Below are 23,775 nucleotides of genomic sequence, written 5' to 3'. Positions count from 1 at the left end.
TGGCCGATTCGGCTCAGTGGGCCCGATGAGCGATGTGCGGTGGATAACGTGTTGCCCGTATCCGGGTGTAGCTGCACTCCGAATCTCATTCCCCACTGAGAGGTGATCTGCATGTCACATTCGTCCCCCCGTTCCGCTGCGCGAGTCGATCAGAGCGCGGGCAGCTCGATCGGAGACGCGAAGGCGGTGTCTCGGCGGGCTGTGACCAAGGGCATCGTCTGGTCGGTGCCCGTCGTCGCAGCTGCAGCTGCGGTGCCGATGGCGGTCGCATCCAACGGATGCACGCCGGTCTCCTTCACCTCACAGGGAGCGGTGTTCACCCGTAACAGCCCCACCTCGGCGATGTTCACCTGGGCCGATGCGCTGGGCGACGGCAGGAACCTGACGCTCACGCTCAATGCCGCGTACACCGGGCAGAACAATCCGCCGAACATGGCCATCAACACGACGAGCAACCTGACGCTGGATACTGCGCAGCAGGGTGGCGAGGCGCTGCCGAGCCTGCGCTTGTCGCTGGATACGCTGACTCTCGTCAACAACGGCGGTGGAGAGAACGTGACCTTCAGCTTCGCGCTGGACGGCGCGCCCGTGGCCGTCGAGAACCTGACCTACAAGATCAAGGACATCGACGGTTTCAAAGCTCAAGACGGCAACGGCGGCGCGGAGCGCATCTCCATCACCGCGGGGACCGGCCAGATCGTCAACACGGCCTGGGTCACCGGCTCGGGCACGGGGGCTGATCGATGGAGGCTCTCCCCCCAGGCTCCGGACACCGAGGTCGTGCCGAGCAGCACTGCCGGAAACGTGAACGTCATCGTTCCCTCTGTCACTTCGTTCACTCTCGCGTTCATCGTCAACAACTCGGGGCGCGCAGGAACGGATCGGCCGAATCAGAACATCTGGATCGGACCGTTCGCGTTCGCGTTCACCGACCCCGCCTGCACACCGTGACGGGTCGCCGGATCCGGGCATCGTGCGTCTGTCCCGGGTCCGGTTGACCTGACCCACTTGTCCTGCGCCTCCGGGTGGCGCAGACTGTCCCCATCATGCTGACGAGGACCGACGAGAGGATCGGATCATGGCGCACGGAGACATCACCCACATCGACATCCCGGTGGCCGACCTGGCGGCCGCGAGCGCGTTCTACAGCAAGCTCTTCGGCTGGAACATCGCCGAGATGCCGGGCTTCGAGGGCTACCCGATGTGGCAGGCCCCGAACGGGATCTCGGGAGGAGGGCTCGCGCCCCGCGACGACGGCTTCACGCAGCCGCGGTCGTACGTCGAGGTCGACTCCATCGACGACACGATCGCCGCGGCGAAGGAGGCGGGAGCGACGGTCGCCGCCGAGAAGCAGCCCATCACGGAGACCAGTGCATGGGCCGTGATCGTCGACCCCGACGGCAACCACATCGGGCTCTTCGAGGGCGTCGTCGGCTAGTTCTCAGCGGGGCACGGCCGCGGCCAGCGCCCGGTCCAGATGCGCGAGGCCACCGGCCACGGCATCCGCGGTGATCGATTCGAGACCCGGGTACTCAGCATGCCCGGCGGGGAGGACGTGCAGTTCGAGCAGTGCGTCCGGCACGGCGTTGGCGACGGCGAACTGGCCCTGCGGCGGCACGTTCTGATCCCAGAGCGCGGCCTCGACGCGCACCGGGACGCGGAAGGACAGCGCCGCGGTCGACGCGTCGAACGGCCGCAGCTGCTCGCGCGCCTCCGGATGCCGCAGCACCCATTGCCGCTGGAACTCGCCGCTGCCCAGGCACGGCACCGCGAGTCGCTCGTCGTACTGCCCGAAGGTCGGCACGACCAGCGTCGCACCGAAGAAGCGGTCGTCCCACGGCACGGCGAGGGCGCCGATGCCGCCGCCGAAGCTCTCGCCCACGTAGTAGAGCGGCACCTCGCCGGTTAGCGCCACCAGTGCGTCCGCGGCGAGCCACAGGTCGCGGGCGCACAGCCCGATCACGTAGTCGTCAGGAGAGGCGAGACCGGTCAGCACATGCGCCTCCCGGTCCTCCGGGGCGCCGATGTCCGCATTGAGGTCGCCCAGGCCTCTGGCGACGGGGAAGATCGCGGCGGCATCGGCCGGAACGCGACGCAGGTCCACGGCATCCCGCCCGCCGTAGCCGTGCCCGTGCACGATGCCCGCCCGGGGTGAGGTCCCGTCGAGAGGCGCGACGCTCCAGGCGCGCAACCGCACGCCGTCGACGCCGGACAGCTCGATCAGTGACACTGCGCGCCCCTCCACCGTCGACGTGGTCAGCACGGTCGGCGCCGCGTCCACGGAGCGGGCCTGCTCGCGCCATCCCCGCCAGAGCGCCTCGAAGCCGTCCTTCGGCGCGATCGGGGCGACCGCGCGCAGGGTGTCCAGGGTGAACCCGTAGCTGCCGTCGAAGGCGGCATCCGGGAACCAGGCGTCGAAGGGGGCGGGGTACGTCATGCGCGGTGAAGGGTCCTGTCGGTGTCGGGAAGAGCGGTGTCGAACGAGCCGGTGTCGAACGAGGCGGCGCGGGCGTGCATGGCAGACTGGTCACGACCCGAGAAGGAGAGCGGATGCTGGTCACCGAGCGACGCGAGCGCATCCTCGCCCTGGTGCGCGATCGCGGGTCGGTCGCCCTGCCTGAGCTCGCCGCCACGCTGGGCGTGAGCGAGATGACCGTGCGCCGCGACATCGAGCTGCTCGCCGAGGACGGCGAGGTGCAGAAGGTGCGCGGCGGCGTGCGCGCGGCATCCGCCACGGGCATCCGGCCGGCCGCCGTGCAGGCGACGACGGCCGAGCGCCGCGCGATCGCGGCGGCCGCCGCCGAACTGGTCGAGCCGGGCATGGCCATCGGCATCTCCGGTGGTCCTGCAGGACTGGCCCTCGCGCACGAACTGGTGCGAGTGCCCGATCTCACGATCGTCACGAACTCGCTTCCCGTGTCGGACCTGTTCTCGCCGCCCGAGCGGGCGGACGCGCCCTACACCCAGACCGTCGTGCTCACCGGCGGCGTGCGCACGCCCTCGCAGTCGCTGGTCGGCCCGGTGGCAGTGCGAGCCCTGGAGCGGCTGCACTGCGACCTGGTGCTGCTCGACGCGCACGGGCTCGACGAGCAGGCGGGGCTCACCACCATGAACCTGCTCGAGGCCGAGACCTATCGCGCCTTCATGGCGGCCGCGCGCGAGGTCGTCGTGCTGGCCGATCACACCCGCTGGCAGGTGGTCGGGCTCACCACGATCGCCGACCTCAGCGACATCGACCGGCTGATCACCGACGACGGCCTCGGCACGGACGCCCGTGAGCGGCTCGCCGAGCACATCGCCCGCGTCGACATCGCCGAGCGCACCGTCGCCGAGCGTGCTCCGCACGCCTGAGCTGGACGCGCCGTCGCAGACTGGACCGCCTGCCCCGCACACCGCCATCAGCGCGCCGTGCTCGCCCGCTTCACGAGGCGGGCGGGGATCGTGATGTGCCGCACGGGCAGGTTCGCGCCGATCGGTGCGGACAGCTGCCGCTCCAGCTCCGTGAAGGTGGCGTCGACCAGCTGATCGTGGTCGGGGGCGACCGAGCTCAGGGCCGGGACCGAGAAGCGCGCGGCGCGGATGTCGTCGATGCCGATCACCGCGATGTCCTGCGGCACGCGGCGCCCGCGTGCGGCGAGGGCGGCCAGGGCGCCGAGCGCGACCGAGTCGTTCGAGCACACGATGCCGTCCAGGTCGGCGACGGCCGCCGCCATGTCAGCGGCCACGCGCTCGCCCTCCTCCGCGGTGAACGCGTCGACCTGGGCGGTGAGCGCTGGATCGGCCGGGATGCCCGCGGCCTCCAGTGCCTCGAGGTAGCCGGCGTGCCGGCGATCGGCGGCATCCGAGGGGCGCGCGTCGCGACGTCCGATGAAGGCGATGCGACGGCACCCGGCCTCGATCAGGTGCGCGGTCGCGGTCTTCGCCGCGCCGCAGTTGTCGATCGTGATGTGCGTGAACGGGCTCACCTGGATGTGCTCGCCCAGCAGCACCAGAGGGCCGGGGGAGGTGCGACGCGTCAGATCGGCGACGGTCAGTGAGCGCGGGATGTGGATCAGGCCGTCGATGTCGGGCAGGCCGTGGCCGTTGGCGACGTCGATCTCGCGGCTGTGCTCGCCCTCGGTCTGCACGATGAGCACGGCGAGTCCGCGCGCCTCGGCCCCGCGCACCAGGCGCGAGCTGAGCTCGGCGAAGTACGGCTCCTCCAGGTGGGGCACGGCCAGCGCGATCAGCCCGGTGCGGGTCGCCCTGGCGCCCGGAGTCGAGCGGGCGGTCGGGCGCTCCCGCTCGTCGAAGGACGTGCTCACCCTCGGTCTCCTCTTGGCGCGACGGTCACCCGCGGGAACGCGGGTGGACTTCACGTTAGCGTCATCCGTCACGACTGCACCCGGAATGCGATCACGCGCGCCTCGGCCGCGCCGTTGGTCGCCTCGATCACGAGCCGCGCCGCGGTGAACGCGCCCAGGTCCGCGGGGAGAGGATGCACACGGTGGCGGAGCCGGTTGCCCTGCTCCGCCACGGCCGTGACCCAGGTCCCGTCGACCAGCACCTCGACGCGGTAGTCGCGCACCAGCTGCGGCATGATCTCGTCGGGCGTGCGGTGGTGGTGCAGCGTGATCAGCGAGACGTCGACGTCGTCGTCGAACACCAGACGCACCTCGCGGGCCGTCACGGGAGCTTCCCAGTCCAGTCGCAGCCAGGCGGGCCCGTCCGACAGCGGACCGGAGGCCCACATGTTCGGACCGCCGAAGGGGCGGTTGTACCCCGACACCGCGCGCTCGGGCGCGAGCGCCTCGCTCTCGGGCAGGGCGCGGAAGACCGGCGCGCGGCCGCGCAACGGCTTGGTCGGCCACTTCACGAGCAGGCCGTCATCGCTGATCTCGACGTTCTCGTCGTCATTGTCCACCCGGTGCACGAGGGTGAGCACGCCCGCGGGCAGCGGCGAAGTCAGGTGCACGCTCAGGCTCGGATTCGCCCGAAGCACGACGATCGCGTTCTGCGGCGTCTCGGGCGCGAACGGCGTCGGCGCGCTCACCCAGGAGGCGTCGCCGGCCGGCACGTCGATCGTCGTGCTGTGCTCGAGGTGCGCGGGCACGACGTTCTGCCGCTTGCCGGTGGACCAGACCTCCACGGTCAGGGTGGTGGACTCGCTCGCGCTGAGCAGCAGCTCGGTCGTCTCCAGGAGCGGATGCACGGGGATGACGATCCCGAGGTCCTCTGCGAGCACGTGCGGTGCGACTGCGGCATCCGCGGCATCCGCTCCAGCCGCGATCGTGCGCTGCCAGCCCGACCCGGTCACGGTCGCCGTGCGGGCGAGGTCGTGCGGGTCCTCGTTGGCGACGCCGATCAGCGAGGAGTCCGAGCGCAGTAGCGCCTGACGCAGCTCGCGGCGGTGGTTCTGGTGCAGCTCGCGCGGCGTCTCGTCATGCTCCAGGCAGAGGGATGCCGCGGTGCCGGCCGCCTCGCCCATCGCGGCGCAGGTGGCCATGACACGGGCGGCGCCGAACGCGATGTGCGTGGCGGAGATGTTGCGGCCGGCCATCAGCAGGTTCGACACGTTCGCCGAGTACAGCGAGCGGAAGGGGATCTCGAACAGGCCGTCCGAGAAGCGCTGCACGGCGCCGGCGCCGGTGGCGTACATGCCCTCGGCGGGATGGAGGTCGATCGACCAGCCGCCGAACGCGACGCCGTCGTCGAACTCGACCTGGTCGAGCACGTCCTGCTGTCGCAGAGTGTGGTCGCCGGCGAAGCGACGGTACTCGCGCTTGCCCGGCAGATTTCCGATCCACTCGAGCGTGAGGTTGTCGGCGTCGAACTCGCCGGAGTTCTTGATGTGGTCCCAGATGCCCAGGATCACCGAGCGCAGCTCATCGCGGATCCGCTCGTTGTCGTCGACGATGTCGAGTTGACCGCCCCACTCGATCCACCAGTAGTGCGCCCCGCTGTCGCCGCTGCGGATGATGCGGGTGGCGGGGATCGGCGTGGTGCTGATGTCCTTCGCGGACTCGGGGGCGACGAATTTGACCGGGTGCCCGAGGTCCTTCGTGTAGAACAGCAGGGTCGAGCCGAGGAACTCGCGGATCGGCTCCTCGGGCGCCCATTCCTCGTCGAACTCCGCGCGGCTCTCCTTGCCGAGGCGGTGGCGTGCGCCGACCAGGCGGCCGATCAGCCCGTCGCCGGTGCAGTCCAGGAAGACCGGGGCGCGGAAGATCGTGCGGATCTCGGAGCCCATGGTCCAGCCCGTCACCGAGGTGATGCGGCGGTCGTCGTCGGGGCCGGTCGCCTCGGCCTCGGACACGTCGGTGTTCAGGAACAGCGTCAGGTTCGGCTCGCGCCGCACGGTGTCGAGAACGACGTCGTCCCAGTAGACCGGGTTCCCCTCGGGGTTGCGGTACTGGTTCTCCAGGAACATCTCGCCCATGATCCCGGTCTCGCGCGCCCAGCGCTGGTTGCCATGAGCGGTCGCGCCGCACACCCACACCCGCACCTCGGAGGACGAGTTCCCGCCCAGCACCGGGCGGTTGTTGATGAGGACGGTGCGCCGCCCGAGCCTGGCGGCTGCGACGGCGGCGCTCACACCGGCCAGGCCTCCTCCGACGACGATGATGTCGGCTTCGACGGTCTGCGTGCGCATGGCGGGGAACTCCTGGGATTTCAGATGAGGGTCGGAAGGGATGGAAGGGCCGGGGTGGGGCGGATGCCGTGCGGCATCCGCCCCTGGCGATCAGCCTGCGGCGATCGCCTCGACCTCGTACACGCGCGCCACGTCCGTGGCGGAGGCGGACGGATCGGTGATCAGGAGCCGCACCGCATCGGCGGTGAGGCCCTTCGCGTCGACGACGACCTCGCCGCTGACGTTGCCCGCGACGCTCGCGATGGGCGTCCAGCCCTCCGCGGTGCGCAGCTGCACGGTGAAGTCGCGCAGCACGGAGTCCGAGGGGACTCCGGCGGAGTAGCCGCTGCGCACGCGCACGACATCCAGCGGTGCGGCCTGCGTCCACTCGACCATGAACCACGGCTGCGTGTCCGTCGACGAGGAGACCCAGCGGCTGGCATCCGCGCAGCTGCCGTCGATCGCCCGCTCAGGGCCGGTGTCGGTCCGCAGCTGCGATGAGGCGCTGGCCGTGCCGGTGCGCGCGAGGTTCGCGCCGCCGGCGTCGCCGCGGAGAGCCGTGAGGATGCCCGCGAGCGAGCCGCCTGCGCGCTTCTGGCCCGAGCGCGGCACCTCGGCGTAGCGCAGCGTGCCGCCGCCCGGGGTGGCCGGGGCGCTGAGGTACAGCACGTCGGTGCCGTCGTCGCGGGTCGCGGCGCGCAGTCGCTGCTGGCCGACCATCGGGTCTCCGACGGCCTCGATCGCCCAGTCGGAGCGGCCGTCGGCGCGCTCGAACATGACGACCTGGCTGCGCGTGACGTTGCAGGTCTGCAGCGTCACGACACCGTACACGCGGGTCTTCGAACCGTACGAGGTCGCATCCATCGTGGCGACGGTGTCGACTCCCGAGCCGAGGGACGGTGGATCGATCAGCGTCTCGCGGTTCCAGTCCGTGCCGTTCCAGGTCGCCCACTCCAGGTCGAACAGGGGCGAGTCACCCGAGGCGTAGCGGTACGTCACGCCCTGCAGCACGCCGTCCAGGATCGCCATCTTGGCGGTCTGCACGGCGGGGGTGGTGTCCGTCATGGTCTCGCCGTCGGTGAACGGCTGGAAGACCACGGGCCCGGGGGTGGTGGGCCGGATCGGCGTGGGGAGCGCCCCGCCGGCGACGTCGCTGAACGTCTTGGTGACGGGGTTCCACACGGCGTACGAGCCCAGGTGGCGGTAGGGGCCGGCGGCCCAGGCGTGCCATTCCCAGAGCAGGTGCACCTGCCCGTTCGCGTCGACCGTCACGTCGTCCGGGTACACCGAGTAGTTGGTCGCCGAGGCCACCACGGTCTCGCGCGCCCAGGTGCGCGTGTCCAGGTCGTACCGATAGAGCACGCCGTCGCGGCGCGCCTGGGCGTCGGGGCCGGTGCGCACCATCAGCCAGACGTCGCCGTCCGGGCCGACCGCGGTGATCGGATAGGAGATCGTCGAGCCCTGGTCGGGCATCTCCTCGCTCACCTCGACCAGCGAGGTGACGTCGCCGGGCACGGTGGAGCGGAAGTAGTTCCAGTCCTCGTGGTGCATGGAGGCGAACACGTGGATCTCGCCCGCGCCGTCCACCGCGACCGAGGGCTGATTGTGCCCGTTGTCGTTCAGGTAGTCCGCGCACGCGCCGGTGGCCAGCCGCAGGCATCCGGAGGTCCACTCGCCCGACGCGGTGCGCGAGGCGAGGTGCACCTCGTGCCGGTTCGCGCCGGCGGGCACGTTGTAGGCGAAGTACGTGATCCCGTCGACGACGGCCAGCGGGTTCCACCAGCCGGACTGGTTCGACCCGTCGACCGTCACCGGCACGGTCTCGACCGTGCTCGGGTGCACGCCCGCGCTCGCCGCGGGCGCCAGCGCGGTGGCCAGGGCGACGGCGATGCCCGCCGTCACCCCTGCCACTGCGCGGCGCGTGACCGGGATGCCCATCAGCCGATCAGCTTCTGCGCGGCCTCGCCCGCCTGCGCCATGGCGTCCTTCGGGCTCTGCTGACCGACCAGCACCGCCTGCACGCGCTCGGCGACCACGGTCTCGACCTGCGCGTACTGCGGGAACTGCCAGAACGGGTTCACGGTGGCGGTGGCGGTGATCTTCTCCGCGAAGCGGGAGCCGAAGGCGTCCGAGGCGACCTCGTCGGAGGCCTGCGCCTTCTCGGTCACGGGAGGCAGGGCGCGCACCTTGTAGTCGGCGAGCACGGCGTCCAGGTCGCTGGTGGCCCACTGGCCGAACTCGGCGGCGGTGCCGGTGGCGTCGTCGCTCGCGCCGCCGACCACCACGATCGCGCCGCCCCAGACCAGGGCGCGCGGGGTGTCGCCCTTCTTCAGCACCGGACGCGACTCCGACACGATCTTGTCGGCGAGCTGGGGGTCCGGCGAGTCCTTGATGACCGAGTTGCGGCCGACCGGGGCGTCGTCGTAGATCGCCGTGCGCCCCTGCGAGAACAGCGAGCGGGCGTCGAAGCGGTCGACGTCGGCGGCGATCAGACCCTGGTCGTACAGCGACTTGTACCAGGTGACGGCCTCGATGCTGGCGTCGTCGCCGATGGTGACCTTGCCGTCCTTCACCAGGTCGCTGCCGAAGGTCTGCATCCAGATCAGGATGTCCTTCAGCTGCGCCGCCTTGGTCGACGCGGCGTAGGGGATCAGCCCGTTGCCGAGGCCCTTGAGCTTCTTCAGCGCACCCTCGTACTCGTCGACCGTGACCGGGAACTCGTCGATGCCCGCCTTCTGGATCAGCTCGGAGTTGGTGAGCAGGCCGATCGCGCCGATCGTCCACGGGAAGCCGTACTGCTTCCCGTCGAACTGCGCGGCCTTCAGCGCGGAGTCGGTGTACCCGCGGTCCGCGGTGAAGGCCGAGACGTCCTGCAGCTTGCCCAGTGCCGCCAGCGAAGCGAGCCAGGCGACGTCGACGTGGGCTGCGCCGGAGAACTGGCCGCCGCGCACCTGCAGCATGAGCTGCTTGAAGTACTCGTTGTAGGGGAACGAGACCTCGGTGATGTCGACCTTGCTCTTCTTCTTGTAGCCCTCCAGGAGCGCCTTGATCGCCGGGGCCGCGGCCTCCTCGGTCAGCGACCAGCTGGAGAACTTGAAGTCGGCGGCCTTGAACTTGCCGGGGGCGAAAGCATCGCCCGCGGCGGGTGCGCCGCCGCCGGTGGTGCCGCCGCTGGGCATGCAGCCGGCCAACATCAGGCCCGCGGCTCCCAGGCCTGCGAACTGCAGGAGCTGGCGGCGCGAGACGGAGGGGGTGTTCTGAGACATGGTGTTCTCTCTCTTCTTCGAGGGGGTTCTGCGTGGGTGTGTCGGGAAAGGAGCGGGCGGGATCAGCCTTTGACCGCGCCGGCGGTCATGCCGCCGACGAGGAAGCGCTGCAGCGCGATGAACGCGATGGCCACCGGCAGGGAGACCACGAGTGAGGCGGCCATCAGCTCGGGCCATGCGGTGGACGCCTCGCCGATGAACGTGTTCACCAGGCCGGGAGGCAGGGTCTGCTTGTCGGGACCGGCCAGCGTCAGCGCGAAGATGAAGTCGTTCCAGCCGCGCACGAAGGCGAACAGGCCGGCGGCGACCAGGCCGGGCGCGGCGAGGGGCAGCACCACGGAGTGGATGATGCGCATGCGCGAGGCGCCGTCGACGAGGGCGGCCTCGATCAGGTCGTCGGGGATCGTGTCGAAGAAGCCCTTCAGCATCCACACGCACAGCGGGAGCGTGAACGTCGTGAACGACAGCACCAGCGCGGCATAGGTGTTCAGCAGGCCGTAGGCCGAGAACACCGTGTACAGGGTGATCAGCAGCAGGGCCTGGGGGAACATCTGCGAGGCCAGTACGAAGTACATCAGGCTGCGGCGCCCGCGGTAGCGGAACTTCGAGAACGCGTAGCCCATGTACGCCGAGACGATCACCGAGAGCACGGCCGTGATCACGGACACGATGATGCTGTTGCGCAGGTACCCGAACAGGGCCGGGTTGTCGAGCAGCGCCAGGTACGCGTCGAAGGTGATCTGCTTCGGGAACAGGCGCGGAGGGTACGAGAAAACCTCGGTGCGCGGGGTGAGCGAGGTCGCCAGCAGCCAGTACACGGGCAGCAGCGCGAAGCCGCCGAAGACGACGACGGCCACCCAGGCGCTGATCGTGACGGCGCGGCGGTCGGCGCGCATCTTCGGCTTGCGCAGCTGCTGCGGCGCGGGACGGTCGGATGCCGCAGCGGGCGTCTCGGTGAGCAGCGCGGTCATCGCTTCTCCCCCTTCTCCGAGAATCGGACGTAGACGACGACGAGACCCATCAGGAGCACCATCCAGAGCAGCCCGAGGGCGCCCGCGTGGCCCAGGTCGAACCCGGTGAACGCGGTCTCGTACACGGCGGTGGCGAAGGTCTGGGTGGAGCCGGCGGGTCCTCCGCCGGTGAGGACGTAGATGATGTCGAAGTGCTGGAAGTTCCAGATGAACTCGAGCAGCAGCACCAGGCCGATGATGCCGCTCAGCTGCGGCACGGTGATCGAGAAGAACCGGCGCACGGTGCCGGCGCCGTCGATCTCCGCGGCCTCGTGCAGCTCGGGCGGAACGGTCTGCAGACCCGCCAGCAGCATGACCATCATCCAGGGGAACGACTGCCAGGTCTTGGCGACGATCACGGCGATCATTGCAGTGGCGGGGTGCGCCAGCCAGGCCTGCGGGTCGTCGATCAGCCCGATGGACTGCAGCAGGGCGTTCATCACGCCGTAGTTGGCGTTGAAGATCCACATCCACAGGAACGACACGACGACGCCGGGGATGAGCCAGGGGATGAGCATGATGCCGCGCAGAACCTTCGCGCCCCGGATGCGGGAGTTCAGCGCGAGCGCCAGACCGAACCCGATCACGAACGGCGCGATGGTCGTGCCGAGGGTGAAGACGATGGTCTGGCCGAGCAGGCGGGGGAAGTCGCCGGTGAGCACGTCGATGATGTTCTGCAGCCCGACGAACTCGCGCCCGGGCACGACCAGGCTCTGCTTGAAGAACGCGGTGACGAGCGCAGTGATCAGCGGGTAGACGACCACCGCGGCCAGCAGCGCCAGACCGGGTGCCGTCAGGAGCAGGGCGAACATGCCGTTCGACATCCGCCGGGGACGTCGTCCTGCAACTGGCTGTGAACTGTTGAGAAGTTCTGTCATGACTGGGGCATCCTTGACCTTCGGGCTCTCCGCGACATCCGGGTGTTGTGGTGCGGAGTTTCCAGTGTTTCCGGTGATCGACCGTTTCGTCAACCTCGAGTCGTCACGATCAAGTAACGAGAGAAGATGGGAAAAGACGTTAGAAAGTGTGGCAAATGATCGAAGGTGTGATCCCGATCCGGATCGATGCTTGATTAGCGATTATCGATTAGCTAGGCTCTCGATCGATCGCCCCAGCGATCGGGCGGGCCCCCAGCCGGCCCCGAGGCGTAGTCCCCTCGACGCAACCCTCATGAACGAGCAACGGAGACGCGATGAAGCGTGCACTGGCAGCATTCGCCATAGCGGCGGTGATCGGGACGGCGCTCGTCGCCACCCCGGCATCCGCCGCCGACGGACCCGCCCTCTACGTGGCGCCAGGGGGTGATGACGCCGCCGCGGGAACCATCGACGCCCCGCTCGCCACGCTCGAGGGTGCGCGCGACCGCATCCGCCAGCTCAAGGCGGGTGCGGGCCTGCCCGAGGGCATGACCGTGTTCCTGCGTGAGGGGCAGTACGACCGCAGCGCCTCGTTCGCGCTGGGCAAGGAGGACTCCGGCACAGCCGAGCATCCGATCGTCTACCGCTCCTACCCGGGTGAGAAGGCGACCCTGACGGGCGGCCGCGAGCTGCCCCGTGAGGACTTCGCGAAGGTGACCGACAGCGCGGTCACGGGCCGCATCGTCGACGTCGCCGCACGCGACAAGGTTCTCGAGGTCGATCTGAAGGCCCTCGGCCTGAACGACTACGGCCAGCTCAGCCGGCACGGCTACTGGAAGGCCAACGACGTCAGCACCACACCGCCGATGGAGCTCTACATCGCCGGACAGGGCATGACGCTGGCGCGCTGGCCCAACGCCGACGCCGCGAGCCCCACCGTGCAGATGGGCGACATCATCGATCCCGGTCCCACCCGCAAGGACGCCGACCTGCAGGACCGCGGCGGCACGTTCACCTACGGCTATGACCGCCCGAAGTACTGGACCCAGGCGAAGGACGTCTGGCTGGACGGCATCTTCGGCTACAGCTGGGAGTGGTCGTACAACAAGATCGAGAAGATCGACACGACCGCCAAGACCATCACGCTGCGCTACGGCGAGATGTCCGGGATCATGAAGAGCTGGTTCCCCGACTTCCACTTCGCGCAGAACCTGCTCGAGGAGCTGGACGCTCCGGGCGAGTACTACATCGACCGGGATGCCGGAAAGCTGTACCTCATGCCCAACGCGGCGTTCACCTCGGGTGAGGGCGCGGTCACGGTGACCACGCTCAGCGAGCCGATGCTGCGCACCGACGACACCTCGTACGTCACCTTCGACGACATCGTGATGGAGTACGGGCGCGCCACGGCCGCCGTCATCCTCGGCGGTTCGCACGTCACGGTGTCGCACTCCGACATCCGCAACTTCACCGACGGCGGCGTGCTGATCAACTCGCCCGGCCGCTACACCTACGACGGCATCCCGGTGAACCGCGGCGGCCGCGACCACGCCGTGACCGACTCCCGGATCACCCACGTCGGCGGCATCGGCGTGGTGCTGCAGGGCGGCGACAAGACGACCCTCGAGCCGGGTCGCAACCGGGTCGAGAACTCCGAGATCGCCGACTTCGCGTACTACCACAAGGCCTACAACCCGGGTGTGATGTTCGACGGGGTCGGCAACATCGCCAGGAACAACAAGATCCACGACGCCCCGCATCCGGGGATCATCGTCTACGGCAACGACCATCTGTTCGAGCGCAACGAGGTGTACGACGTCTGCAAGATGTTCAACGACCTCGGCGCGATCTACATGAACTCCGGCAAGACCCCGCAGCAGCGCGGACACGTCTTCCGCGAGAACTACTTCCACGACATCGGCGTGGGCATCGCGGGCGTCGAGGGCATCTACGCCGACAACTTCACGTGGGACCTCACCATCGAGAAGAACGTGTTCGCGAACATGGGCAATTCCGCGATCAAGAGCGGATCGGCCGACTACATCAACGCCAGCAACAACGTCTTCATCGACTCCTACGTTCCGTACGACAACTACGAGCAGTGGATGGGGAACCAGGAGGGCAACGTCGTGGACCGCGACTACATGCCGGCCTGGAAGCAGGTGTTCGCCGACAACAACGATTTCGTCGGCACCCCGTACCTGGAGAAGTACCCCGAGCTGAGTCACTTCTTCGAGGACGACCACTACTACCCGAACCACAGCACCTTCGCGAAGAACGTGGTGTGGAACCCCAACCGCAAGCCGATCGCCGGGCTGAACGACCAGGGCGCGAAGGACGGCAAGAACCTGCTGAACTACGGCACCAACCTGGTCGCCACCGCCGATCCCGGCTTCGTGGACGCCGCCAAGGGCGACTACGCGCTCAAGGCCGACTCCGAGGTCTTCTCGAAGATCCCCGGGTTCGAGGCGATCGCGTTCGACGAGATCGGCGTGTCCGGGCACATCGGGCAGTCGCAGTCCCCGGACACCGTGGCACTGAAGGGCATCGCCTTCGACAGCGACCAGCTGCGCATCGACGCCGGCGACCAGGCGCGGGTGCGCGCCGTGCCGCTGCCGTGGAACGCGGCCGACTCCGCCGTGACCTACGCCTCGGCCGACACCGCCGTGGCCACGGTGGATGCCACGGGCCTGGTGCTCGGCATGGGCCCTGGTACGACGACCATCACCGCGACCGCGAAGTCCGACCCCGCGAAGCAGGCGACCATCGAGGTCGTCGTCTCCGAGGGCGACGGCGTGCTGCACTTCACCGACTTCCAGTCGGGGGCGAACGGATGGCCGACCGACCCGAACCGCAGCGTCCAGGTCGATGCGGCAGGCAACAAGGTGTACCGGATCGTGAAGGGGGCGAACTCCCTGCTCCCGCGCGACTTCACCGAGTTCGTGCTGGACTTCGACGTCACCCCGCCCGCCGGCGACATCGCCACCTCGGGCCTGGTCATCTACAACCGCAATCAGAACGGGGGCGGGTACATCCGCTACCGCAACGCAGCAGCCGGACCGACCTGGGACATCTTCGACAGCAACTGGAAGACGGTCGCCGAGAAGGTGCTGCCGGCCGATCAGGCGCTCCCGAACGGGAAGACCTCGCACGTGCGCATCGCGGTGCAGGACGGCTCGATCAGGATCGTCGTGAACGGTGCGATCGTGCTCGAGGGGAAGGACCCGGCTCCGGGCGCAGCGGGTCGTGTGGGCTTCTACGTCGAGGGCTACCCCTCGCTCGACTTCGACAACATCGGGTTCTCGCTCTCGGGCGTGCCGGTCACCGGCATCAGCCTGGATGCCGAGAAGCTGGCGCTGAACGTCGGCGAGCGGCACACGGTCAAGGCCACGGCCGCGCCCGAGGACGCCAGCGACACCCGAGTGAGCTGGTCCAGTGCCGACCCCGCGGTCGCGACGGTCGGGGACGACGGGCGCATCGCGGCGGTCGGGGGCGGCTCGACCACCGTGACGGCGACCTCCGTCTCGGATCCGTCGCTCACGGCATCCGTGCAGGTCACGGTGGCCGACGCCGTCTACCCGACGGTGCGGCTCGACCGGCAGCTGACGGATGCCGCGAACTGGAGCACCGCCGACGGGATCACCGTCGACGCGGACGGCGTGAAGCTCGCCGCGCAGGGCGTGTACGGCTACAAGGCCGAGCGCTTCGGGTCGACGCTGCTGAAGTTCCGCGCGGACTTCGGCGCGTTCGACGGCGGCTGGTACGGATTCCAGGTGCGCTCGGACCAGACCGGCATCCCGGCCTGGCAGAACTCCAACACCGGCTACCTGTTCATCGTGAAGGAGGACACGTTCGAGTTCCAGAGCTGGACTCCCGGTCAGACCATGCTCGACGTCATCCCGAACACGGTGATCGCACCCGGCAGCACCCACGAGATCGAGGTCGGCGCCGTGGCGGAGGAGGGCGGCACCCGTGTGGTGCTGCGGGTCGACGGCAAGACGGTGTGGAACGTGCGGGATGCCAGGGCGAACCTCCGCATCGGCGCCGACGGCTTCTTCAACCTGTACCACTACGGCAAGACGAACACCTTCTCGGTGAGCGCGGAGACGAAGGACGCCACCGTCACCGGGATCTGCTGGTCGGCGGATGCTGCACCCAAGACCCGCTACCTGCGCGGCGAGGAGCTCGACACCACCGGGATGCTGCTGGATGTCGCCTGGAGCGACGGCAGCGCCTCGCAGCATCAGGTGACTGCCGATATGGTGAGCGGATTCGACAGCAGCAAGCCGGATCACGCGCAGAAGCTGACCGTCGCCTACCTGGGCGCGACCACCACGCTGAACATCACGGTCCGCCCCAAGCTCAAGCAGGAGGAAGTGGACGTGCCGCGATGCGGATGAGCTTCATCGGCGACTCCATCACGGATGCCGGACGCGACAGGACCGACCCCGGATCGTTCGGGGACGGGTACGTGTCGCTGCTGGCGGCCGAGCTGCAGGCCGGCGGTGCCGAGGTGCGCAACCTCGGCATCGCCGGTGACCGCGCCGCAGGTGCTCACCGTCTACGTCGGCATCAACGACGTGTGGCGCCGGTTCGACAGCGACGACCCGACCCCCACGGAGCGGTTCGAGCAGACGCTCCGGGCGCTCCTGGCATCCGCCGTGGATGCCTTCGATCCGGTGCTGATCCTGATGGAGCCGTATCTGCTTCCGGTGCGGGACGAGCAGCGCGGCTGGCTGGACGAGCTCGACGAGAAGCGCGCCGCCGTCCGGCGGCTCGCGGTCGAGTTCGGTGCGCAGCTGGTGCCGCTGCACGAGGTGCTCACCGCTGCGGCCGAGGGCCGGGACGCCGCCGAGCTGGCCCCCGACGGCGTGCATCCGTTCCCCGAGGCGTCCCGCCTGATCGCCGATGCCTGGCGCACCGCGTGGGCCATTAGCGATAGTCGATAATGAAAGTACAATGGAAGCCATGACGGACGTGATGGGCGCAGCAGGCCTGCAGCGGGGACTGCTCTCGGATCAGATCTACGCCATGATCAAGGCGATGATCAAGGACTCGACGCTGGCCCCGGGCGAGCAGCTGGTCGAGTCGCAGCTGGCCCGCCAGCTGCAGGTCAGCCAGGCGCCGGTGCGCGATGCGCTCAAGCGGCTCGCGCACGAGGGCCTGGTCTCGCACGTGCGGCACCAGGGCAACTTCGTCGCCAGCTACTCGGCCGAGGAGGCCGCACAGGCCAAGGTCGCTCGCGTGGAGCTGGAGGCGCTCGCCGGCCGGCTCGCGTGCGGGGCACTGGATGCCGAGCGCCGCGGCCTGCTCGACGATCTCATCGCGAGCATGCACGAGGCCGCCGAGGTCGGAGATCTCGCGCGCTTCCGGGAGCTGGACTTCGCGTTCCACCGCGGCGTGATCGAATCCAGCGGGAACGTCTACCTGCCCAAGATGTGGGATCTGCTGGAGCCCAGCCTGCGCTCGCTGCACGTGCTCGGCGACCCGAAGTTCACCGGTGACTGGCACGAGGTGGCCGACTGGCACCGCGGTCTGCTCGACGTCCTCGAGGCAGGCGATCCGCAGGCCGCGTCCGACCTGTTCCGCGCCCACGCCGCCGGCACCCTGCTCGACCCCGCCTGATCGCGGCACTTCGTCTCGCTTCGGGGTGCTCAGCCGTACAGGCGCGTGGCGGTGCCGGACCAGAAGTCGAGGGAGTCGGGATGGGGGAGCGCCCGCCGGGTGGCGGCGACCACGTCCGCGTAGGAGTGCGTGCGTGCCGACATCGGCCAGTCGCTGCCGAACATCAGACGGCCGGCGCGGAACAGTCGGAACGCCGTGCCGGCGAGCTCGGTGAGCGCAGCATCCGTCCTCGTGGCGGACAGCAGCCCGGAGAACTTCGCGTACGCGTTCGGCTGCGCGGCGAAGGCGGTGAGACCGCTCAGCCACGCCTCGTCCGGTTCGCCATGGCCGAGGCCGAGGTGGCACAGCACGATCGCGGTGTCCGGCTGCCTGGATGCCAGCGTCGCGGCGCCCTCGAGCTGCTCGGGCCGCAGCAGCAGCTCGAGCACGCGGCCGGACGCCCCTAGGGCATCCGCCAGCGCGTCCAGCCCGGCCACGTCCGAGAGGTCGGCGGCGCGCTGCGGCACGGCCGCCCGCACCCCGGCGAGATCCGCTCCCTGGAACGCGGTCGCGCCGAGCGGCTTCCCTGCGGCCGGTTCGTACTGCAGCACGGCGCGCCGGACCACGGCATCCGCCGCCGTCGCGGCCGTGAGCCAGCGCGCCTCCTCGACGGAGTCGGCCACCTGCACGGCGACCGCGGCATCCACGCCGCACGGTTCGGCCGCACGCCGGTACTCCGCCACCGACGACACCGCAGGCAGCCCCAGCCCGTCACGGAACCAGGGGATCGGGAACGCGTCGACGTCCCACAGATGCACGTGAGCGTCGACGATGCGCACGCTCAGGCGCTCTCGAGCGCGAGCCACAGCTCCTGGGGGACCTCCGCGGAGAGCCCGGCGACGAACGCGTCGATCTCGGCGGGCGTGCGGGCGCCGACGACCACGGCATCCGCTCCGCGCCGCAGCGGGAACCGCACCGCGGCATCCGCCAGCTTCACTCCGCGGTCGGCGCACAGCGCCTGCAGCCGGCGGGCGCGCTCCAGGAGCGCGTCATCCGCCTGCCGGTACTCGAAGTAGGGGGCGGCGTCCGGATCGGCGAGGATGCCTGAGTTGAACACACCCGCGGCGATCACGCCGATGCCGCGCGCGGCGGCCAGGCCCAGCAGTCGCTCCTCGGCGGTGCGGTCCAGCAGCGTCAGCCGCCCTGCCTCCATGATCACGTCCAGCGGTGCTTCGGCGGTGAAGCGCTCCAGCGGCTCCAGCCTGCCCAGGCCCACGCTGATCGCGCGCACCACGCCCTGCTCGCGCAGCTCGATCAGCGCCGTCATCGCTCCGGCCAGGCCCGCCTCCACGTCCAGCGGGTCGTGCAGGTGGAGCACGTCCACGCGGTCGGTGCCGATCCGCGCCAGCGACCCCTCCAGGCTGCGCCACACGCCGTCGCGGCTGAGGTCGGCGACCGATGAGGCCCCGCTCGCGGCACCGGCCACGGGCGCGCCGTCGGCGTCCAGCAGCTGCCGGCCCACCTTCGTGGCGATCACGACCTCATCGCGCGGGACCCCGCGCAGCGCCAGACCCAGCTTGCGCTCGCTCTCGCCGTCGCCGTACAGCGGGGCGGTGTCGAAGAACCGCACGCCGGCAGAGAGGGCGGCCTCGACCGTCGCCACGGCATCCGCATCCGGAACCGGCGCGAACAGGTTGCCGATCGGCGCGCAGCCCAGGCCGGCGTCGTCGCGCAGACCGGGGACGATCCTCAGCGGGCGGAGGGCTGCAGGGAACGCCATGCCTCGTACTCCTCACGGCTGTCGGGGGTCAGCGGGTAGTAGTCGCTCAGTCGTGCGCCCTCGTCGAGTCGCATCCGGCTGAACACCTCCCACTCCTCATGATCCCGCGCCGAGGCCACCACCTGGGGAGCCATCGCCTGCGGCACCACGACCGGGCCGTCGTCGTCGGCGATCACCAGGTCACCCGGCATGCACAGCGCACCGCCGACGGCCACCGGCACGTCGTACGCCCAGGGAGCGAGCTCGGACTGCGAGGCGTAGTGCGGGGTGGTGCCCGTGCACCAGACCGGGATGCCGAGCTCGCGGATGCGCGCCGCGTCCCTGATGCGCCCGTCCACCACGATACCGGCGCCGCCCTTGCGGATGAAGTACCGCACCAGGATGTCACCGAGGCATCCGGAGAACCTGCTGCCGTAGGCCTGCACGACCAGCACGTCGCCGGGCTGCACGGCCTCGAGCACGTGCCAGAGGGCGGTGTGCCGCTCGGCGTACTCCTGCTCCACACCGGCCGCGGCGTCCTGCGGCAGTGCCATGTCCTCGCGCTGCGGCATGAACTGCAGCGTGATCGCCGAGCCGACCACGCGGCTGCCGGTGGTCAGCGGCACGGGGCCGTCGACGAAGGTGCGGCGGATGCCGAGCTGGTGCAGCTTCGCGCAGGCGGTGGCAGATGACAGGGCCGAGAAGTCCTCCACGAGCGCCGCGTCGGGTCGGGCGTACGCCGGTCCCCGCACCGGGAGTGCGAAGTCGGGGCGGATCAGTTCGGCGCTCATGCGTGTCCTTCGGTGGTGCGGGGTGCTGCGGTGGTGAGGTGGCGCGGCGAGCCGGTCGCGCGCGCGATGGTCAGGTCGAGGTCGGCGCCGTGCGCCGGCGGGAGCACGACCACCAGGTCGTCGTCGCAGTCGACGGAGACCGTCGAGAACGCGCCGAGCGGGGAGGCGTAGGTGCCGGATGGCCCGGGGTACGCGCTCGCGTCCTCGACGCGCGCGGCGGCGGCGACGATCCGGTCGAGCCCGAAGCGTCCGCCGCGAAGCCGCACGGTCCGGGTGCGCGTGACGGAGGTGTTGACCAGGCGGAGGCCGATGCCATCGGCATCCAGCCGGTGCACGAGCGCGGCGACGTCCTCGGGCAGACCCGGACGTCCCCGGTCGACATCCTCGTACCGCAGCGCGGTGTGCCCGAGCCCGCCGTTGTAGAGCACCTGCGGTGCACCGCCGACGAGCTGCGTGAGCACCTCGGTGACCACCGGGTTCACGCGCTGCCAGAAGTGCAGGTGGGCGGCGTCGGGGTCCTGTGCGTCGCCGAGCATCATCGCCGTGCGCCGGGCCACCTGGCCGAGCGCCATCTCCAGCGCCCGCTGCGGGTAGTCGGGCAGGTCGCCTGCGAGGAACGAGTACCAGCCGGCCTCGTGGCCGGCCTCCTCCTTGTCGCGGAACGGGGCGACGCGGTCGGCGGATGCCGGGATGCCGGCGATCGCGCGCTCCAGGCGCGCCCGGTCGGCATCCGTCCGCGACCACCACCACAGCCAGACGGGGACGTCCAGCTGCAGCGGCCCGAAGTCGAACCAGCCGTCGACGCCGTAGCGGTAGGGGACCAGCATCCCCTCGTCCTCGGCCGCCGCGCCGTAGCGGGCGTTCCAGCCGCCGCGCAGGCTGTACGCGCTGCCCGCGGCGGAGCCGGGGCGCGCCTCGGCGAGGACCGCGTCGAGCATGGTGCGCACCAGGTCGAGCGCGGTGTCGTCGCGGGTGATCAGGGCGTGGTTGACCGCGCCGATGAGCGTGCTCATCGCGACAGAGTGGAACCCGTGCGGCCACGCCCAGCCGTAGTGCGCGCCCCACCAGCGGCCCTCCTGCAGGGAGCCGGCGACGCCGTCGGGACCGATGGAGTCGAACATGACGGGGCCGGAGCCGGCGCGCTCGCGCCAGCCGTCGACGTAGCGGCGGACCCACGCGCTCGCGGTCTCGTCGCCGTCGTACAGCCAGGTGTTGGCCGCCAGCGAGGTCGCGGCGAGGTTCACCGCCACGTCGCCCTGGGCGCGGCGGTGCATCTCCTCGGACATCCGCAGCGCGTTCGCCGGGTCGGCGAGGTCGTCCCAGCTCTCGATGCCGGGCAGGCCCTGGATCGGCAGGCCGTAGGGGCGCATCTCGGTGCGATCGGCGGTGTACGGCACGACCGTGTCGTCCAGGCCGGGGCGGGCCCCGAGGGCGCCGTTGTGCGGGGCGCGGATGATGTTGTGCTCGGCGTCGTAGTTGCCGTGCGCCGGGTCGGTGAACAGCGCCGCGAAGCGCCGGGCACGTGCGGCGTAGGCCTCGTCGGCGGGGTCGGCGGCGCAGATGCCGGCGAAGAAGAGCAGCGACTCGCCCTGGTGGAACCAGTCGTAGCCGTTGTCGTACTCGTCGGTCAGCATGCCGGCCTCGGTCAGCTGCGCGGTCACGCCCTCCCATGCCCGCTTGCTGTCGGCGAGCACCTCGTCAGGCCCGCCCAGCAGGTAGAACGCCGGCCAGTTGAAGAACGGCTCGTACAGGTCGTCGACCCCGTCGCGGTCCTCGAACTCGGCGACGCCGCGCAGGCGGCCGTCCGGAAGCGTGTACCGGTCGCGGAACAGGCGTCGCGCCTGCTCGATCTCGTCGAACAGCCGGCGCTGCAGCACGGCCCATGCGGGGACGGTCCGCAGTGGGGAGGAGAGGTGCGCGTCTGCCATGGTCAGCCCTTCGTGGCGCCGGCGACCAGGCCGCCGATGATGTGCCGCTGCATGATGATGAAGAAGATCAGCGCGGGGAGCACGGCCAGCAGCAGCGTCGGGAACACCTGCGTGTAGTCGGTGGAGAACTGCCCGACCGCGGCGTACACGCCGGTGGTCACGGTGTAGATGCCGGAGCTCGGGCCCAGGATGATCTGCGGGCTGACGAAGTCGTTCCACACGCCGATCGAGTTCAGCACCACCATCGTTGCGATGACGGGCTTCATGATCGGGAACACGCACGTCCAGAACGCGCGGATCGGGCCCGCCCCGTCGAGCGACGCGGCTTCGTCGATGTCGCGGGGGACCGTGCGCAGGTAGGCGGAGAACAGGAAGATCGACACCGGCAGGGTGGCCGCCGTCTCGAACAGGATGAACCCCGGCATCGTGTTGATCAGCCCCAGCACCCTGAGCACGAACACGACCGGGATCAGCGTGACCTGACCGGGGATGAACAGGCCGGTCACGAACAGCAGCAGCAGCCCGAGGTGCCACTTCGAGCGGCCGCGGGCGATCACGTAGGCGACCGGGGCGGAGAGCAGGATGCAGAACAGGTTGACCAGCACCACGAACAGCAGCGTGACGCCGTACGCGGCGATGACGTTGAACCGGCTGCTGGTGATCGCGGCCCACAGGTAGTCGAACGTGAAGCTCTGCGGTGTGATCAGCAGCGGGTTCTCGATGATCTCCTTCTGCGGCTTGAAGGCGTTGATCACCATCGTGTACATCGGGATCAGCATCGTGATCGCGAAGACGCCCAGGACGATCCACCGGGCGGTGCCGGCCAGGACGGAGGGACGGTTGCGGCTCTGCTTCATCAGCGGGGTCTTGGACAGCGGGGTCTTGGACAGTGGGGTGGCCATCAGTCGGTCGCCTTCTGGTCTGCGCGGCGGCGCACGAGCGTCACGCCGAGGCCGATAACGGCCGTCACGATGAGGAGCACGATCGACTGGGCGGCGCCGAAGCCGAGCGCGGAGTTCGCGAAGGAGTCCTTCAGGATCTGGTAGACGATGGTCTGCGTGGACCCGGCTGGGCCGCCGTCGGTCAGGGCCAGGATCACGTCGTACGCCTTCAGCAGGCCGACCAGGGTCAGCACGATGTTCACGGTGAAGACCGGGGCGATCAGCGGCACGGTGATCGAGCGGAACTGCTGCCAGCGGCTGGCGCCGTCCACCGTGGCGGCCTCGTAGTACTCGGCGGGGACCGACTTGATGCCGGCCAGGAACAGGATCATGTTGAAGCCGAAGTGCGACCACACGATCGTGAAGATGATGCTCGCCTTCGCGAACGTCGGGTCGGTGAGGAACGGCAGCTCCGGAAGGCCGATGCCCTGCAGCATCCCGTTCACCGCACCCTGTGGCGCGAGCATCGCCGACCAGATGAAGCCGATGATCAGTGCGCTGATCACGTACGGGTAGAAGAAGATGGTGCGCAGCAGGGTGTTGGTCCGTCCGGGGCCCGAGATCAGGGCGGCGATGGCGAGCCCGATGACGTTGCAGAACACGGTGCCGAACACGGCGATGACGCCGGTGAAGATCGCGGCGTTCAGGGAGCGCGGGTTGCGGAAGGCCTTGGCGTAGTTGTCCCAGCCGACGAAGTCGAAGTTCAGGCTGTAGCCGGTCCAGTTCGTGAAGCTCAGCACGCAGGCGAGAATCATCGGGATCACGAACATCGCGAGGAAGACCGCGACGGCGGGGGAGGCCATGATCAGGCCGGGGATGCGGCGCCGCCAGCGCTGCGCCGCGCTGCGCTGCCGCGGGACGGCGGTGGATGCCATGGGGGAACGCTCCAATGCGGGCGTGGTGCGGAACATGTCTGTCAGCTCAGGATGCTCGATGCCGGAGCGGTGGGCGGGACGACGCGCTTGCCCGCCGCCGATGATCCGGTGAACGAGATGACATTCGTGTGCGG

At 69.8% G+C, this 23,775-nt stretch carries 20 protein-coding genes; 6 read left to right on the top strand and 14 right to left on the bottom strand.

What is annotated here, in order from left to right; genetic code table 11:
* Window positions 1–149: 149 nt before the first annotated feature.
* Complete coding sequence (locus tag ACTJJ4_RS12725; RefSeq protein ID WP_440943675.1) at window positions 150–350, bottom strand: hypothetical protein; 201 nt, start codon at window positions 348–350, stop codon at window positions 150–152.
* On the opposite strand from ACTJJ4_RS12725, the gene ACTJJ4_RS12720 reads away from it, so the two are divergent.
* Both ACTJJ4_RS12720 and ACTJJ4_RS12715 read left to right on the top strand, forming a co-directional pair.
* Window positions 343–951, top strand: a complete 609-nt coding sequence (locus ACTJJ4_RS12720) for a hypothetical protein (RefSeq protein WP_440943674.1) — start codon at window positions 343–345, stop codon at window positions 949–951. The genes ACTJJ4_RS12725 and ACTJJ4_RS12720 overlap by 8 nt on opposite strands.
* Window positions 952–1,078: 127 nt before the next feature.
* Window positions 1,079–1,438, top strand: a complete 360-nt coding sequence (locus ACTJJ4_RS12715) for a VOC family protein (protein WP_440943673.1) — start codon at window positions 1,079–1,081, stop codon at window positions 1,436–1,438.
* A 3-nt stretch (window positions 1,439–1,441) separates the two neighbouring features.
* Here the strand turns inward: ACTJJ4_RS12715 and ACTJJ4_RS12710 are convergent, their stop codons facing one another.
* Window positions 1,442–2,437 (bottom strand): acetylxylan esterase, encoded by a 996-nt coding sequence (locus ACTJJ4_RS12710; RefSeq protein WP_440943672.1) that lies wholly within the window; start codon window positions 2,435–2,437, stop codon window positions 1,442–1,444.
* 113 nt (window positions 2,438–2,550) lie between these two features.
* On the opposite strand from ACTJJ4_RS12710, the gene ACTJJ4_RS12705 reads away from it, so the two are divergent.
* Window positions 2,551–3,351, top strand: a complete 801-nt coding sequence (locus tag ACTJJ4_RS12705; protein ID WP_440943671.1) for a DeoR/GlpR family DNA-binding transcription regulator — start codon at window positions 2,551–2,553, stop codon at window positions 3,349–3,351.
* Between the two features lie 47 nt (window positions 3,352–3,398).
* Here the strand turns inward: ACTJJ4_RS12705 and ACTJJ4_RS12700 are convergent, their stop codons facing one another.
* The 6 genes from ACTJJ4_RS12700 to ACTJJ4_RS12675 form a co-directional block, all read right to left on the bottom strand.
* Complete coding sequence (locus ACTJJ4_RS12700) at window positions 3,399–4,304, bottom strand: LacI family DNA-binding transcriptional regulator (RefSeq protein WP_292697468.1); 906 nt, start codon at window positions 4,302–4,304, stop codon at window positions 3,399–3,401.
* Window positions 4,305–4,372: 68 nt separating this feature from the next.
* Window positions 4,373–6,631, bottom strand: coding sequence for an FAD-dependent oxidoreductase (locus tag ACTJJ4_RS12695; RefSeq protein ID WP_440943670.1), 2,259 nt, complete (start codon window positions 6,629–6,631; stop codon window positions 4,373–4,375).
* A gap of 90 nt (window positions 6,632–6,721) precedes the next feature.
* Window positions 6,722–8,548, bottom strand: coding sequence for a BNR-4 repeat-containing protein (locus ACTJJ4_RS12690; protein WP_440943669.1), 1,827 nt, complete (start codon window positions 8,546–8,548; stop codon window positions 6,722–6,724).
* Window positions 8,548–9,876: an extracellular solute-binding protein gene (locus tag ACTJJ4_RS12685; RefSeq protein ID WP_440943668.1), complete on the bottom strand. Its 1,329-nt coding sequence runs from the start codon at window positions 9,874–9,876 to the stop codon at window positions 8,548–8,550. Before ACTJJ4_RS12685 ends, ACTJJ4_RS12690 begins: the two co-directional genes overlap by 1 nt.
* Window positions 9,877–9,938: 62 nt before the next feature.
* Entirely contained in the window at window positions 9,939–10,847 is a 909-nt protein-coding gene (locus tag ACTJJ4_RS12680; RefSeq protein ID WP_440943667.1) for a carbohydrate ABC transporter permease, read from the bottom strand.
* Entirely contained in the window at window positions 10,844–11,698 is an 855-nt protein-coding gene (locus tag ACTJJ4_RS12675; RefSeq protein WP_440943666.1) for a carbohydrate ABC transporter permease, read from the bottom strand. The genes ACTJJ4_RS12680 and ACTJJ4_RS12675 overlap by 4 nt, the downstream gene beginning before the upstream one ends.
* Before the next feature lie 380 nt (window positions 11,699–12,078).
* Here ACTJJ4_RS12675 and ACTJJ4_RS12670 point away from each other — a divergent pair, with 380 nt between their 5' ends.
* The 3 genes from ACTJJ4_RS12670 (at window position 12,079) to ACTJJ4_RS12660 (ending at window position 17,368) form a co-directional block, all read left to right on the top strand.
* Entirely contained in the window at window positions 12,079–16,143 is a 4,065-nt protein-coding gene (locus tag ACTJJ4_RS12670) for an Ig-like domain-containing protein (RefSeq protein WP_440943665.1), read from the top strand.
* Window positions 16,144–16,278: 135 nt separating this feature from the next.
* A complete protein-coding gene (locus tag ACTJJ4_RS12665; protein ID WP_440943664.1) occupies window positions 16,279–16,692 on the top strand; it encodes a GDSL-type esterase/lipase family protein in 414 nt (137 codons plus the stop codon).
* Window positions 16,693–16,711: 19 nt separating this feature from the next.
* The gene (locus ACTJJ4_RS12660; RefSeq protein WP_292697483.1) at window positions 16,712–17,368 is read left to right on the top strand and encodes a GntR family transcriptional regulator; all 657 of its coding nucleotides are present in this window, start codon (window positions 16,712–16,714) and stop codon (window positions 17,366–17,368) included.
* Between the two features lie 29 nt (window positions 17,369–17,397).
* Here ACTJJ4_RS12660 and ACTJJ4_RS12655 read toward each other — a convergent pair whose 3' ends face one another.
* Genes ACTJJ4_RS12655 through ACTJJ4_RS12630 form a run of 6 tightly spaced genes read right to left on the bottom strand, consistent with a single transcriptional unit; the run spans window position 17,398 to window position 23,641 of the window.
* Window positions 17,398–18,213, bottom strand: coding sequence for an amidohydrolase family protein (locus ACTJJ4_RS12655; protein ID WP_440943663.1), 816 nt, complete (start codon window positions 18,211–18,213; stop codon window positions 17,398–17,400).
* Complete coding sequence (locus ACTJJ4_RS12650; protein WP_440943662.1) at window positions 18,189–19,127, bottom strand: aldo/keto reductase; 939 nt, start codon at window positions 19,125–19,127, stop codon at window positions 18,189–18,191. Before ACTJJ4_RS12650 ends, ACTJJ4_RS12655 begins: the two co-directional genes overlap by 25 nt.
* The gene (locus ACTJJ4_RS12645; RefSeq protein ID WP_292702912.1) at window positions 19,097–19,897 is read right to left on the bottom strand and encodes a ribonuclease activity regulator RraA; all 801 of its coding nucleotides are present in this window, start codon (window positions 19,895–19,897) and stop codon (window positions 19,097–19,099) included. Before ACTJJ4_RS12645 ends, ACTJJ4_RS12650 begins: the two co-directional genes overlap by 31 nt.
* On the bottom strand, window positions 19,894–21,825 hold the full coding sequence (locus ACTJJ4_RS12640; RefSeq protein ID WP_440943661.1) for a hypothetical protein: 1,932 nt from the start codon (window positions 21,823–21,825) through the stop codon (window positions 19,894–19,896). The genes ACTJJ4_RS12645 and ACTJJ4_RS12640 overlap by 4 nt, the downstream gene beginning before the upstream one ends.
* 2 nt (window positions 21,826–21,827) lie before the next feature.
* Window positions 21,828–22,727: a carbohydrate ABC transporter permease gene (locus tag ACTJJ4_RS12635; protein ID WP_440943660.1), complete on the bottom strand. Its 900-nt coding sequence runs from the start codon at window positions 22,725–22,727 to the stop codon at window positions 21,828–21,830.
* A complete protein-coding gene (locus ACTJJ4_RS12630) occupies window positions 22,727–23,641 on the bottom strand; it encodes a carbohydrate ABC transporter permease (RefSeq protein WP_440943659.1) in 915 nt (304 codons plus the stop codon). Before ACTJJ4_RS12630 ends, ACTJJ4_RS12635 begins: the two co-directional genes overlap by 1 nt.
* Between the last annotated feature and the right edge of the window lie 134 nt (window positions 23,642–23,775).

Origin of the sequence: Microbacterium sp. 22195, from assembly GCF_052056515.1 — a bacterium.
Taxonomy (GTDB): domain Bacteria; phylum Actinomycetota; class Actinomycetes; order Actinomycetales; family Microbacteriaceae; genus Microbacterium.
This window is presented reverse-complemented; position numbering and strand designations above follow the sequence as displayed.